This window comes from Oleiphilus messinensis (assembly GCF_002162375.1).
GTDB lineage: Bacteria > Pseudomonadota > Gammaproteobacteria > Pseudomonadales > Oleiphilaceae > Oleiphilus > Oleiphilus messinensis.
The window spans coordinates 246,730-261,319 of the sequence record NZ_CP021425.1; the positions used below are offsets into that span (position 1 = coordinate 246,730).

13 protein-coding genes are annotated in these 14,590 nt (G+C 48.0%); 4 read left to right on the top strand and 9 right to left on the bottom strand.

The annotated features are described in order from the left end of the window. Positions 1-18: 18 nt before the first annotated feature. From OLMES_RS01095 to OLMES_RS01105, 3 genes are all read right to left on the bottom strand, one after another. Positions 19-1,005, bottom strand: a complete 987-nt coding sequence (locus OLMES_RS01095) for an alpha/beta hydrolase (protein ID WP_087459549.1) — start codon at positions 1,003-1,005, stop codon at positions 19-21. 48 nt (positions 1,006-1,053) lie between these two features. Beyond that, the gene (locus OLMES_RS01100) at positions 1,054-1,908 is read right to left on the bottom strand and encodes an SDR family NAD(P)-dependent oxidoreductase (protein WP_087459550.1); all 855 of its coding nucleotides are present in this window, start codon (positions 1,906-1,908) and stop codon (positions 1,054-1,056) included. Positions 1,909-2,094: 186 nt separating this feature from the next. Then, positions 2,095-3,477 carry a sensor histidine kinase gene (locus OLMES_RS01105; protein ID WP_087459551.1) on the bottom strand — a complete coding sequence of 461 codons (1,383 nt, stop codon included), beginning with the start codon at positions 3,475-3,477 and terminating at the stop codon, positions 2,095-2,097. Between the two features lie 173 nt (positions 3,478-3,650). Here OLMES_RS01105 and OLMES_RS01110 point away from each other — a divergent pair, with 173 nt between their 5' ends. Next, positions 3,651-4,205, top strand: a complete 555-nt coding sequence (locus OLMES_RS01110) for a DUF3750 domain-containing protein (protein WP_087459552.1) — start codon at positions 3,651-3,653, stop codon at positions 4,203-4,205. 65 nt (positions 4,206-4,270) lie between these two features. Here OLMES_RS01110 and OLMES_RS01115 read toward each other — a convergent pair whose 3' ends face one another. Then, positions 4,271-4,894: a hypothetical protein gene (locus OLMES_RS01115; RefSeq protein WP_157678092.1), complete on the bottom strand. Its 624-nt coding sequence runs from the start codon at positions 4,892-4,894 to the stop codon at positions 4,271-4,273. A gap of 41 nt (positions 4,895-4,935) precedes the next feature. Next, positions 4,936-6,009 carry a hypothetical protein gene (locus OLMES_RS01120; protein ID WP_087459554.1) on the bottom strand — a complete coding sequence of 358 codons (1,074 nt, stop codon included), beginning with the start codon at positions 6,007-6,009 and terminating at the stop codon, positions 4,936-4,938. A 118-nt stretch (positions 6,010-6,127) separates the two neighbouring features. Between OLMES_RS01120 and OLMES_RS01125 the strand changes: the two genes are divergently transcribed. Continuing rightward, positions 6,128-6,259, top strand: coding sequence for a DUF3750 domain-containing protein (locus OLMES_RS01125; protein WP_232465235.1), 132 nt, complete (start codon positions 6,128-6,130; stop codon positions 6,257-6,259). Here the strand turns inward: OLMES_RS01125 and pstB are convergent. From pstB to OLMES_RS01145, 4 genes are all read right to left on the bottom strand, one after another. Then, a complete protein-coding gene (pstB, locus tag OLMES_RS01130) occupies positions 6,256-7,056 on the bottom strand; it encodes a phosphate ABC transporter ATP-binding protein PstB (RefSeq protein ID WP_198343176.1) in 801 nt (266 codons plus the stop codon). The two genes, OLMES_RS01125 and pstB, sit on opposite strands and share 4 nt — an antisense overlap. Then, positions 7,040-8,203, bottom strand: a complete 1,164-nt coding sequence (gene pstA / locus OLMES_RS01135; protein ID WP_087459556.1) for a phosphate ABC transporter permease PstA — start codon at positions 8,201-8,203, stop codon at positions 7,040-7,042. The genes pstB and pstA overlap by 17 nt, the downstream gene beginning before the upstream one ends. After that, entirely contained in the window at positions 8,200-9,129 is a 930-nt protein-coding gene (pstC, locus tag OLMES_RS01140; RefSeq protein ID WP_087459557.1) for a phosphate ABC transporter permease subunit PstC, read from the bottom strand. Before pstC ends, pstA begins: the two co-directional genes overlap by 4 nt. Positions 9,130-9,281: 152 nt before the next feature. Continuing rightward, positions 9,282-12,257, bottom strand: a complete 2,976-nt coding sequence (locus OLMES_RS01145) for a DUF4214 domain-containing protein (protein WP_087459558.1) — start codon at positions 12,255-12,257, stop codon at positions 9,282-9,284. 685 nt (positions 12,258-12,942) lie between these two features. Here OLMES_RS01145 and OLMES_RS01150 point away from each other — a divergent pair. Continuing rightward, positions 12,943-13,266 (top strand): helix-turn-helix transcriptional regulator, encoded by a 324-nt coding sequence (locus OLMES_RS01150; RefSeq protein WP_087459559.1) that lies wholly within the window; start codon positions 12,943-12,945, stop codon positions 13,264-13,266. After that, entirely contained in the window at positions 13,263-14,540 is a 1,278-nt protein-coding gene (locus OLMES_RS01155) for a type II toxin-antitoxin system HipA family toxin (RefSeq protein WP_232465236.1), read from the top strand. The genes OLMES_RS01150 and OLMES_RS01155 overlap by 4 nt, the downstream gene beginning before the upstream one ends. Positions 14,541-14,590 lie beyond the last annotated feature (50 nt).

Sequence of the window (14,590 nt, forward strand, 5' to 3'; positions counted from 1 at the left end):
TCTGGCTTTTTTTCAGTGTTATGCAGGACTGAGGCCAAGTGCTTTTTTCATCGTTTCAGGTTGTTCGACCGAAATAAAGTGATCTGTACCCCGGGTTTCGATAATTTTCACATGGCCTCGTTGGGTTGCGCTGGCATTCATTGCATGGCGGCACAAAATCGAATCCTTCTCCGGCATTACAATACGGATTTCCTTGTAGTGGTCATACACGGAATAACCCGATCTGCGTTGCCACTCCCGAATGTTTTTCATATTCAGCAGGGCGGTCCGATAGTGCTTGGGAAAGAGGTGAGATTTTTCCAGCAACTCGCGTTTTCGGGGTGTGAGTGGGCCGTACGCTTTTTCTGAAACAATGTTAAGTCCCGGAGCACGTCTGAGCAGTGCCATCCACAGGGGAAACAGATAATGCCCACCGGACCGAAGCATGCGCTCCATCGTCGGGTTAATGCGCGCCTGTGGCAGTACGGGCGCTTCTAATACGGCTGTAATATTTGCCGTGAGCCGAGGGTGTTGGCGACCGGTTTCCAGCAGCACCGCCCCGCCACGGGAATGACCGTGAACAATAACACGGGAGCCGGTGGCAAGGTGTTCGATTACCTGGCCCAACAGGTGGGCATCATGTTCGATGGTACCCACTGGATAGGGGTTATGTTGGCCCCATTCAGGTTGATACGTATTTTGATATTGCTTAATTTGGGTATCCGCGACAAAACCGGAAAAGTAATCGGCGTTGTTCACGGCGATAAACTCTACGGGCTCGTCTTGATAGAGCTCCATGAAATAATGCTGGTTTTCCATGAAACCCGGGAAACAAATCACGGTAGTATCGCAATGTTCGGGCCCCGGACGTTTTATGATATCGGTATTTTCAAGTTGATAATATTCACCGGCAAAAGGGGTCGTTTCACTGTAAATCTGGGTTTGATTAATCCACTTGTCCCGGTACCGGTGCAGTGTGTAGGCTATGGCAACTGCCAGCAATAAAAACAATACTGTGCCAAACATTAACTAGGCTCCTAAATCGTTGTATCCCACGTCTCGAGTTGATGGTTTTTAGATACGATGTGCCGGGCTGGATTTATCGCCTGGTCTGGCTCCGCGTAGCATGACTCGCCCCACCAGGTTCGAGAATCGTTGCGGGAAGAGTCGTGTCAAACCATCGAGAAGGTATGCATCGGTTCCCACGAGCAGACGTTGTTTGTTTTTCAGTATACCTGAAACAATGGTTTGTGCCGCTTTTTCCGGTGTGGTGGACGCGATCTTGTCGAACCGGGCTGCGGCTTCGGCAGCGTCGCGAGTTCCATCGAGTGCCTTGATATGTCGGGCATTACGAACGATGTTGGTTTTTATGCCGCCAGGATGTACGGACGTGACATGAATGTTGGCCCCGGCCAGCTCCTGGATCAGCGTTTGGTTCAGGGCTTTAACCGCATGTTTTGCGCAGTTGTAGGGGGAGTTCCCGGGAAACGGGAAGAATCCGTTCACGCTGGAAATGTTGATAATATGACCTTCGGGGCGCTGGTGTAGATAGGGTAAAAAAGCTTTGGTGCCGTAGAGTACTCCGTAGAACACGATGTCGAATACCCAGTTAAAATCATCGTAGCTGATGTCCTCAATGGAGCATTGGGACGCAACACCTGCATTGTTGATAATTACATCAACACCGCCGTGTTGTTTGACGACAGTGTCTGCCCAGTCATAAACCTGCTGTTTCTGAGCAACGTCCACAATATGGGTTGAGACGGTAGCGCCAGGCGGGAGTGCTTCTACCGTTTCCTGGAGTCCGTCAGCATTGACATCTGCCAGTGCAAGGTGGCTTCCTTTTCGTGCCAGTTCGATGGCCAGCGCGCGACCGATTCCTGAGCCGGCACCGGTCAGTGCGACGACTTTGTTTGCAAGTGATTTCATGTGTATTCCCCGGGTACTTTCGTTGGTGAAAGGTATCGTTTTTGTTTTAAGGTCGTTTCGTGATACAACAGCAAAGCGGATGACCGCTAATGACAACTACCTTAGACTACTTCTCGATATCGTAGATAGCCTCAAGGGGGACAAAACACTTGTCATTAGTGGCCACCTGTGGGGGCAAGATTAATGTCAATTGCACGACGGGGGGCTGTAAAGCCGGGCTGGAACGGTCAATATGAAAGTGCATCCACCTGACGGATCGTTTTTCGCCTCAATCGTGCCGTCGAGCAGGGCGGCGTATTGCAGGCTGATGGCGAGGCCCAGGCCAATACCTTCGTAGCTGCGACGGGTACTCATATCCGCCTGGGTACAGGCCGTAAAAAGGTCATCGAAATGTTCCTCGTCGATTCCCGGACCTGTATCCACGACTTTGAAGTTTAACACTGCAGTTTGGTTATGTTCGTTTGAGACTTCCGCAAGCACCCTGATCGTGCCGTTATTGCAGAACTTCAGGGCATTATCGATCAGCGCCAATAGAATATTCCCGATTTTGGCCATATCCGAAACGACAATACAGTCCTCCACAGCCGTGAACTCGAAACTGAGCTGGTTGTTGTGTTCTCGATAGTATTCCGGCACATTTCCTTCCAGCCAGTGCACTAATTCATTGAGCGCAAAGGGTTTAGGTTCGCAGCTGTGATCCCCGGAGCTCAAATCGGTAAATTCCAGCAATCGATTGATCTTGTCCAGCAAGACCTGTGAAGCGTCCCCCATCCGCTGTGCGATATTCCGGGCCTTGTCGTCCAGGGTCTGCTTTTTAAGCAATTGGTTAAACCCGATAACGCCATTCAGAGGCGTGCGCAGTTCATGGCTGATGGTGGACAGGAATTGACTGCGGGCAGAATTAGCCTTGAGTAGATTCTCCTCCGCTTGCTTACGCTGCTGTATCTCGTGCTCCATGGTGGTGATGTAGTCACGTACTTGCTGTTCTGCCTGTTGGGTGGCTTCAGACAGTGCCGCAAAGGTGGAGTAGGCTGCGAGCACACAAATGAGTAAAATAAAGGTTGCCAAAACCGTCCGGTTTTGCTCCGGTGTGAGGTTTTCGGGGGCGATACCAAAGAAGAGTAATCCTCCGAGTGCCAACACCAGTAACACCGCATAAAGACAGCTGTACAAGGCGGCACGGCGACCGAGCAGGATACCGGTAATAAGCGGCAGAACCGGGAGCGAGCTCACGGCATAGGAGAGCAGGCCTCCATTGGTTATGGTTCCGCTGGTTGCGATAACATGCAGAAAAAACAGTGCCAGATGAGTCGGCCAGACTTTAGTGGCTTGCGATGTGCTGACCACATAAAGACTGAACAAAAGCATCAGGAGCACAGTGAGATTAATGACTTCCCGAATGATGATGTTCTGAAGAAACGCCAGAATGGTGATCGGCACCATTAAAACCGCTAAAGAAATGAGGGTGGTCTTGGTATAGCGTTTTCTTTTTGCGAGATAAATAGTCTCCAGAGACGACGCTTTGGTCACCGAATAGGCGTTATTATCTGTACTAGAGACTGTATTCATATTGATCAGTGTAGACGGTAATGCCCAATTTGATCAGCTTGTTTGCATGCCTCTCTTGTTGAATTTTTTCGTCTGTGGCATGGTTGAAAGTACTCAAAAGGTCGAGGTATATCGTTGCATACCGTGCGAAAAATGAGCGATACAGACAGTGCTAACAGACGGGTCAGCTTATTATGTTTTTGAATGTTGAACGCAAGCGTAGGTGGAATAAGTCCTTTTTGGTTATGGTGGTCTTCATCCTTGCAGGATGCAGTTCGGGTAGTTGGCGGGATGCCAGCCGGGAATCTGCCGGGATCGCGCCAAGTCCCGACTTGTACTCGGACGCAGTCATTCAGGTCTACGGCGCAGATGCCTGGGGATGGCGCGGTTTTTTTGCAGTCCATACCTGGATCTCGGTCAAACCAAAAGACGCCAGTCAGTATACGGTGTACGAAGTGATTGGCTGGCGCGCCAAAAGAGGCTTACCCGTATTGCGGATCGAGCAGGATATCCCTGACCGATACTGGTTTGGTAGCCGCCCGGAACTCATTCTGGACCGGCGCGGTGATAAGGCAGGTGAATTAATCGCGAAAATAGAATCGGCAGCCGCGGATTACCCCTGGGTAAACGAGTATCGTGTATTCCCAGGGCCAAACAGCAACACCTTTCCGGCCTGGATTGCACAACAGGTTCCGGAACTGGAGCTTGAACTGCCTTTCAGCGCAATCGGCAGTGGCTGGGTTAATTAACCGAAATTTACGTATACCATCCCGTGGTAATTTTGTGGAAAACGTGTGAGCAATGAATCTTTGCTCTACAAATATACTAATCGCACGTTAGCAACTTTTAGCGATTGTAATTCTTGCAGGATGTTTTCAACTGTTGATTCACTTACTCCCGTTTCAATTGTCACGACGATTAAATTTTCTGTATTTGTAATGTTGCCGACTACACTTCGAAAATTAGTTTCTGCGATAAGTGCTTCTCTATTGCCTAGAACTAGTCTATGGTCATCAAGAATTCGAATTTCTAAGCTAACATCCTTTGCGGGTGTTACCGGAAGATACGCTTCGTTCGTGAATGTAATTGAATAAAACATCTTATAGTATTCACAATTCCATTCTGATTGAATTAATGCAGTGATCTTTTCTTTTGCGGCGGGATAAAGTTCCTTGAAAAATTGAATATTGGAAAGTTCAGCGACTACTGACTTCATTTCATGAGTTTTAAGGCTACTTTCGATTCGTTTGCTTAATTCCTGATCAAGATGCTCGATGGAATTATTTTCTGAATAAGATTTCCAATTGGTGGGGTTGTGGATCTCGCAGAAAGTATGGGCGTCTGCCCTGATGACCTCCAGATGATCGTTGTCACAGCCTACTATGCTGAGCGCAAAACATAGTATCAGAATTTTTTGAATAATGAACTTTGCCCACATCTTGCACGTAATACAATGTGTTACATAGGGAAAGATTATATTCATTGAATAGCCTTATTAAACTCTGTGAAAGACTTGCTCATCTCTTGCATGGTTTCGGACACACAAAGTGGATTTGTAGTGATTTCTTGAATGATAAGGAGCATCTCCCTTTGAGTAACGTTAACCCCCGCTTCTTGAAGCAATTTAAGCAATTGCATAGTCGCAATTTCTGCTTCGCGAGGATCTTGCCAATTCGTATTAGATAGCTCGTTTGTAATAGGTCCGTATCGCTCCGAGACGAATTTTCCATAAGTTTCAGGGGATTTAGTAACTGATTTAATTGCCGCAGTTGAAAGCACCGTAAATACAGCTGTCCACGCAGTAAAAGCGTTGGGTGAGAGAGTTGCCTTTCCTGCTAAAACCCCAGCAAATTGTGCCTGAGTTTTTTCATCGGTAATAATGTTTTCAGGTAAGCGATTTCCCAGTTCTCCCCACTTAATTTTTGACTCAGCGGTGATAAATTCTTGTAGTTTTTTCTGTAACGTTGGAGCGCATTTCTTGAGAGCCTCGTTTTGTGAAGAAATATCTTCACTCAGCTTAATTGCTGCTCTAGCCTTTTTCGACGCAAGAATTGCACTAACAGTAATGTCGGAGCCCGTAACCATAACTAACATAGGAATACTAATCGTTGAGATCATGCCCAATAAAAAATACATTTCATATTTTACGATAGTTTCGATATGTCTCGTTGAGTTAGTAACCCTGGAAGCGAGATCTCTACCGCTGATATCCCAAAGGAAAGCTTGAATGGGTTGTAAATAAAAACGTAGGTGATTTGGAGATGTTTGGTTAAGCATCAAATATACGACGGATTCGCATCCTACTTCATAGATGAGTCGTTTCCCATCAAATGCTTTATATATGTTTCCACTCTGTAGCGGTATAGTAGCAACATCCATCCCGACAAAATTTTTGGCATTGAATTTTAGTTTGTGCCTACCATCTAAGGGCAAATAGTAGCCAAGGGTTTCTGTAATATCCCGAGGTGTCGAATTGATTGTGTTTCTTGATTCACAAGATCGAGTAATTTGATATCCATTTTCTGTAAGACGAAGATCTACCTGACGAGGCATGTTGGTTCCTTCAACTAATTCCACCTTATAAGTTGAGTGATTATAATCGTCTTGGTGGGGTTGATGGTGGTATAAATTCACATTTCTCAGATTGATAAGGATTAACTTAAAACCTGAATTGTCACAGCCACTTGTAAAACTGAGCTATTTATCTACCAGCAACACCTTTCCGGCCTGGATTGCACAACAGGTTCCGGAACTGGAGCTTGAACTGCCTTTCAGCGCAATCGGCAGTGGCTGGGCGAATTAACCGAAGCGCCCGTAGATGTAGTCCTGTGTCAGTTGTTTTTCTGGTTGGGTAAACAACGTTTCGGTATCGTCGAATTCCACGAGTTCGCCCATGTGAAAGTAGGCTGTTTTATCGGATATCCGGGATGCCTGTTGCATATTGTGGGTTACGATCACGATCGTGTAGTCTTCACGCAACTCTTGCATGAGTGTTTCAATCGTGGTGGTGGATATCGGGTCCAGTGCCGAGGTCGGCTCATCCATCAAGATTACATTTGGCGAGATAGCAATTGCCCGGGCAATACACAAACGCTGCTGCTGACCACCAGACAGGCTGGTGCCCGGAGAGTGCAGTTTGTCTTTCACTTCATTCCATAACCCGGCTTTTTGGAGAGAGCGTTCCACCAAGTCATCACATTCCGCACCTTTTTTCACTAATTTGTGTTTTAAAGGTGCATAGGTCAGGTTTTCATAGATCGATTTGGGGAATGGATTAGGCTGTTGGAATACCATGCCGATGCGCCGTCTGACCGCCACTTCATCGACATCTTTGTCATAGATATTCTTGCCGTCAATCACCACCTGACCTTTGATCTGAACCGAGTCAATCAAGTCATTCATGCGGTTGAGGCAACGCAGGAACGTTGATTTACCGCAGCCCGAAGGGCCAATCAGTGCAGTAATCTGGTTTTCCTTGATTGCAATCTCAATATCTTTCAGAGCACGATGCTCTCCGTAATACAGGTTGAGTTTTTGGGTTTCGATTTTGGTTACGGCACCATTCTGGCCGTTGCTACCCGGGTTACCATTTAATTTCATACTTTTTCCTGAGGTAAATCGCAGAGGCATTCAAGCCAATCAATACGGTTAGAATTACAACAATGCCAGCAGCGGTTTTCTCGATATAAGCCCGTTCCGGCATGCCTGCCCAGGTATAGATTTGCGCTGGTAAAACCGTTGCCGCCTCGGTGATGGAGCCTGGAGAATCTGGAATAAAAGCAATCATCCCGATTATGATCAGCGGAGCCGTTTCTCCCATGGCCTGAGCCAGGCCGATAATGGAGCCCGTTAAAATCCCCGGCATGGCGACCGGCAAGACGTGATCCTTAACGATGTTGAGCTTGGTGAGACCCAGTCCATAACCCGCCTGGCGAATCGAATCCGGCACGCTGCGCAGGGCGGCGCGAGAACTGACAATAATAATGGGGAGGGTCATCAGTGCCAGGGTCATACCGCCGACCAATGGTGAGCTTCTTGGTAAACCAAAAAGATTGATAAACACAGACAGACCCAGCAGACCAAACAAGATGGACGGAATCGCGGCGAGGTTATTGATATTGACTTCGATAAAATGGGTGATCGGATTATCTTTCGCGAATTCCTCCAGATAGACCGCCGTCATTACGCCGAGCGGGAATGCCAGTACCATCGTCACCAGCAGGGTCAGGATTGAGCCAACGATAGCAGACTGTATCCCGGCAAACTCGGGTAGCTTGGAATCACCGTTGTTGAAAAAGATATTGTTGAGTTGCAATTCCACCGCATTTTCCGCCTGCAGTGTGGCGAGGGCATCGAGTTCTTTTTGTTTCAGGTTGTGGTGATGGCCTTTGAGGTACTGGTCCACCTGATCATCCGCGAGTACCCAGCGTAATTCGCTGGTACCCAGGAGCGCTGGATTGTCCTCCATTTGTTTTGGGATGGTTCTTAACCAGGCGCGACTGACCAGTGGGCGATAGTCCTTTTCGACGGCAAACTGGGAGAATCGAGCGGCTTTTTTTGAATAGGTAATCTCGACTTGCACGTACGCCTGTTGTACCGCCGGAGCGGCGGTGCGGAGCATATCGAACAGGAAGAATAGCAGGAAGCCCATGGTCAGCAGTATGGAGCTTCGGGCCAACCACTTGAATATACGTGCCGAACGATGACGTTTTCGCAGGGTTGGATCGTAAAAAGGGTTTTCGTTCATAGTGTATTCACCTTGTACTTGGCTTTGAAGCGGCGGATCTGGATTACTGAAACCACATTAAGCAGCAGGGTGATGGTGAACAATATCAGACCCAGCGCAAACGCCGATAAGGTTTGGGGTGAATCGAAAGCATGATCGCCGACGAGAGCGTCGACAATTCTGACCGTAACGGTCGTCATGTCTTCCAGAGGGTTCCAGGACAGATTGGGTCGTAAACCCGCTGCCATCACTACAATCATGGTTTCTCCAATCGCTTTGGAAAAGCCCAGTAGTGAAGCGGAGATAATGCCCGGCATGGCTGCAGGTAGAATAATGCTGCGAATCGTTTCGCTTTGGGTCAGTCCCAGCGCATAAGAAGCATTTCGCTGATTATTGGGAACCGCGCGTAATACATCATCACACAACGATGAGATAACGGGAATAATCATCACGCCCATGACTACACCACAGGCAAGTGCACTGTTAAATGTTGCGTCAACGCCGAACCATGAGAAGAACTCCACCATGGCGGGAGCCACAGTTAATGCGGCAAAAAAACCATACACTACTGTAGGAATACCGGCCAGTACTTCCAGCATGGGTTTCAGTAACTTGCGCAAATGAGCATTGGCATATTCGCTCATGTAGATCGCACTGCCCAGGCCGACCGGTATCGCAACCAGGAGTGCAATAACTGTGATCATAAACGTACCGGCGAAAATCGGTAATGCACCGAATTTACTGTCTCCGCCGTGGACATACCATTCTGTGCCTGTCAGGAAATACCAGAGGCTTTTCAGTTGGAAAAACTCAATGGCCTGAAACAGAATGGAAAACAAAATACCGATGGTGGTAATGATGGAAATGGCCGAGGCGATAATCAAAAGGCCAATAATCAGGCGTTCCCGGTGTCGTTGCCGGTATCGTGCAGGTTCTATATCAAACAAGGTAAAGCCTCGAAAGACACTTAAACGTCTTTAAACTGATTTGAAGAATACGGTAAAAATTAGCTGTTGCCGTAAACGCTGAAAACCCACCGGTTTAACGGTGGGTTTTCGGGGAACTCAATGCCAGTGAATGAACACTGGCAAGGGATCGATTACTTGGTCCAGCCAGGGATCCAGCTACGATCGTATTCCGTTACATCCAGTGTGGTGTTGTCATCAACAAATACGTTGCTCAGGCCATTGAAGTAAGCCTCAGTGTCTGCATCGCGGTAGATTGCAGAAGCGTTAACGGTATTTTTGATGGCCAGACCTGCACCTGCAGTCTCGATTTGAGCCTGATCGAAGGTGTTCTGGTTGCTGATTCGGATAGCTGCAGTATCTGCATCAGTTGAATCGGTGATGGTGACTTGAACGTTGTTGAAAACGTAACCGGTACCTTCACGCAGGCGGATCGCACGACCCTTCGCATTCAGGATTGCGTTAACCAGTACAGGCTTGGACATCAGTTCAGCAACGTCCGTTTCGTTCAGGCCGTCAGCTTCGATTACACGGGAATCAACTTCGTCATCAACGATGTTCTGTTCAACGAAAACGTTCTCCATTGTGCCGGTGTAACCCTGGTCGGTATCCAGGCTGTCGTCGCCGGCATTGTAGATGTACAAACCGTTGACGCTAACCGTGCCACCCCAGAACTCGATACCGTCATCAGCAGAGCCGATCGATGCGATGTTTTCGATGATGGTGCCAGAACCTACAGAACCCAGAGAAATACCATTCAGTTCCTTGTCTTTTTCAACTTCGAAACCGGAGTATTTCACGACAACATAGCGCAGGATACCGCTGTTATCGTCTTCGATGGTTACGCCATCCATAGGACCGTATTTTTGTGTGCCCGCTTCATAAGTGCGCTCGCCACGGTTGTTGGTTGATTGACCCAGAATAGTCAAACCACCCCACTGACCTTGCTCGTCACCGGTGTTCTGGCCTGCAACATCCTGTGCAGACGTGAACACGATAGGCTGTGCAGCTGTACCGTCAGCGATGATTTTCGCACCGCGGTTAACTGCCAGGTAAGATGAACCGGTCACACCGAACAGTGTTGTACCCGCTTCGATGGTCAGGGTCGCTGGAGCAATAACGTTTACTTCACCGTTGATTGCATACTGGTTTGCGTTTGACAGAGTCATGTCCTGAGTGATGTCACCTTCCAGGAATTCAACAGGCTTGTCTTCAGAGCTTTGAATCGCCCAATCGAATTGCGCTTTGTCAGCACCAGCCAAAATGTTGTCGGAAGCCACTTCTGCCTGGAATGCTGAGCCGTCGCTGTCCAACAGACCTTCGTCAACCATATCGCCAGAGATACCCACGGTCGCGTGTACGTTGGTCAATGCCGCGAAGTAGTCGGCAGTCGCTTGGTCTCGGTACAGACCTTTACCATTTGCAATCAGACCGTTTGCAGTAATGTCACCGGCCGCTGAATCGCTTACAGACAATTCAACCGCTTCGTTTTTGATCCCCAGACCACCGTCCAGAACGATGATGTTGGCACCGTTGAAGGTGACGTCGTCACTGATACGGATTGCCGCGATGTCTTGGTTGTAGCTTTCAGATGCTGGATCTGCAGAGCTTTGTTTTACGTTAACCTGAACGTTGTCGAATACGTAGCCAGTCCCTTCACGCAAACGGATCGCACGACCAATGGTATCCAGCGTCGCATTACGCAGCGTTGGCATCGCAATTGGGTCGCCTGCTTCAATTTCGTCGAAGCTGTCTGCTTCAATGGCGCGAGAGTCGATTTCGTCGTCAACGACAACTTGTTGAACCAATACGTTGTCCAGCGTTCCAGTGTAGCCCTGGTCTGTATCCAGTGAGTCATCCCCCGCGTTGTAAACGTAAAGGTTATTTACGTTGACCGTGCCGCCCCAGAGTTCGATACCATCATCTGCAGAACCGATGATTGCAATGTTGTTGAGGGTCGTGCCGGATCCCACAGAACCCAGGGACAGACCATTCAATTCTTTATCCACTTCAACTTCGAAGCCGGAGTACTTGATCATCACGTATTCCAGTACACCGCTGTTGTCGTCTTCGATGGTTACGCCATCTTTAGGACCGTATTTCTGAGTACCCGCTTCGTAAGTACGCTCACCTTTGTTGTTGGTCGATTGACCCAGAATGGTCAAACCACCCCATTGACCCTGATCGTTCTGACCTGCAGTGCCAACGATGTCTTCTGCCGAGGTGAAAACAATTGGGTTATCACGGGTACCTTGCGCCATGATTTTTGCGCCACGGTTAATCGCCAGGTAAGAACTGCCAGACATACCAAACAGTTTGGTACCTGCTGGAATGGTCAGCGTCGTGCCTTCCAGGAAGTTTACTTCGCCGTCGATCCCGTAAATTTCACCACTTTCCAGGGTTACGCTTTCGGTGAAGTCACCTTTCAATTCTTTGTTTTCAGCAACGTAAGATGCGGTACCCGGGCCCGTGCCGCCGCCGGTAGTGGCTTGTGCGATCAGGGTATCTACTGAAGAGCAAGCACTGCTGGATGTTGCTGTGTCGACAGTTACACCTGCAATCAGATCTGCCAGATCGTTGCCGGAAGGCGCTGTGATAACGGTTTTGCCGTCCAGCCCTGCAACGTAGTGTTGTGATACAGACAGACGGTTGTTGATGATGGTTTGGTCATCGTTACGTGCGCCACCCAGAATTTCCAGAGAGATCGCTTGCAGAGACAGTCCATTCTCGTATTGCTCTACCCAGAAATTCAGACCGGCTTCATCTGCGGAACGGCCAAACAACTGAACAAACAGGTTGTCTACCAGCTCACGTGCTTCCAGGCTGCCAAAACGCTCTTCAAACTCAGGTGAGTTACCAAACGCTTCGATAATGCCGCTCAGGTCACCGCCGTTATTTTGCAGTTCACCTGCCCAGAAGGACAATCCTGCTGGATCTGCAGGACGACCGTAGTAAGCGATGTACGCACCCAGAACCGATTCTTCTGCTGCAGAAAAATCACCTGTTGTACATTCTGCATTTGCCATGCCGCTCATCAGGGGAAGCATCAGAGCGGAAAGCAAACGTTTCCTTGAATTAAACAATCGTTTTTTCGGCAGTTCTGTGTTCATTACTGAATCCTAATCTAGTGAATGGGGTTTTGGGGCATCACGCTAACGTTTGTTTATTACATTGGCTTTACAGTTCTGTGAATGATTTTCTAAAACTTGTACCCGGTGTCATTTTTGTGATGGGACTATCTGTATGATAAATAGACAGTTTTGAAATGAATGCTAAGAGTGGGAATATTAAGTGGAAAAGGCCGATTATTATTTCAGTTATGGCTAGGGTCTGTTGACGTTTCATATTTAACCTCTGTTGAGCCTGAAATTCGCTCAATCAAGGAATAAGGAGAGTGGTTTGGTTATTCCAAATGAACGACGAGTGACGCGGAGTGAGCGAATTTCAGGCTCAACCCTTCGGGCCAGCGCTATTTTTTCGCCCCGATGCGTTGCTGCTCGTTGATGTAGAATAACTACACGACACTCGCAGCGCCTGACTGGACAAAAAAATAGCGCTGGCAGAGGCTAAATATGAAACGTCAACAGACCCTAGGGTCTGTGAATTGATCTTTAAACTTTAGACGGACTGAGCCACCGTCCAAAGTTGCGAGGTTTGCATTGTCAGTTTTATTAGAGCGCTATCTCCCTCCCCATGAGGGCAGGGGGGAGCCTAAAAGCAACGTATATGTTGCCTGATCTCCAAAAAGAAACTAATATGTTTCTTATTGTTAAATAGCAACGTATTAGTTTCATTATGAACTCACTACTCGCACAGATCAAAAAGCGTCGTATAGCGCTAGCACTCAAGCAGCACGATATGATGCTGCGGGTTGGTATGTCGCGGCAACAATATCAGCGACTGGAATCGAAAGGCAATCCACGCCTAGACACCCTTGAACTGGTTGCTAAAGGCCTGAAAAGTGAATTGCTGCTGATACCACAGGAAAAGTTAAATGCTGTGCTGGCAGTATTGGCTGACGATACCATGGCATCAACTCAGCCAAGTCAGTCGGTCAAAGAAGAAAGTAAGTCATTAGCCGATGATCCATGGCAAGGATTGCTGGGAGAAAACGAGTGAGCTCGAATACAAAAGATGAAGTGCGTGTATTAGGACTCTCCATACATGGAGTGCTGATCGGGTATCTCGCAGGTTATAAAAATGGGCGCAATGTCTTGAGTATTTCGGATACATTCCAGAACACCCCTGAGCGCCCGACCTTCAGTCTGATCACTCACCCCAAGTTTCCGAATGCGGCCAAGATCATGGCAGAACCGTGGTCACGGAATCAGCGGCTGCATCCTGTTCTATCAAACTTGTTACCTGAGGGGGCCTTGCGTGAGTTGATAGCGCAGGGCTTGAAGGTGCATGTTGATAATGAGTTTTACATCTTCTCGTACCTTGGTAGAGATTTGCCAGGGGCTATTGAAGCCATACCCATGGAACCAGAGGATGTTCCTGAATATGTACTGAGCACACACGGAAAGGCCGCGGCGGTTAAATTCGATAACCTCGCCCAAAACAACAGATTTTCCTTGGCTGGCGTGCAAATGAAGTTTTCGATGAAGGAAAAGGATGGGCGTTACAATATATCCAAAGGTGGTGTGTTGGGTGATTGGATCATCAAAACACCTTCAACAAAGCATAAGTTTGTACCACTAAACGAATACACGGCCATGGCTCTTGCCGGGCTGGTTGGTGTTGATATTCCTGAGATCAAGCTTGTTGATCTCGATAAGCTTGATAATCTACCTCAAATTAATCTTCCAGATGAACAGCAAGCCTTTGCCATTAAGCGATTTGATCGTGATGACGGCCAGCGCATTCACATGGAAGACTTCGCGCAAATTCTGGTGAAGTATCCGCATGAAAAATACACTTCCGCAAATTATGAAGCTATCGGTAAAGTTATTTATAACTTTTCTGGTGACGGGCTAGCTGACACTCAACAGTTCGCAAGGCGGTTACTGGTGAATATTCTTTTGGCAAATGGTGATGCGCATCTCAAAAATTGGAGCTTTTGGTATCCAGACAAGACCACGCCACGTCTTTCTCCTGCGTACGATATCGTAACCACGAATGTCTATATCGAAAACGAGACACAATATGCGCTAAACCTTGGCAAAACTAAAGCGTGGTATGTGGTCACCATGGCTCATTTTCAAACCTGGGCGGATAAATCAGGTATCCCCTGGAGGGCAATCAAGCCGCACTTGGATGACACCATGGCTAAAGCCAGGAAATTGTGGCCTGAAGCCCTTATTGGACTACCAATGGATGACTCACACAAAGCCGGGCTTAGAGCGCATTGGGGAAAGCTTCAGAGCGACTTTAAGATTGATGTCACCAAATAATAGATCAGGTAATCTTGGGGGGCATTTAGCCCCCTTTGTCCACAGATTGT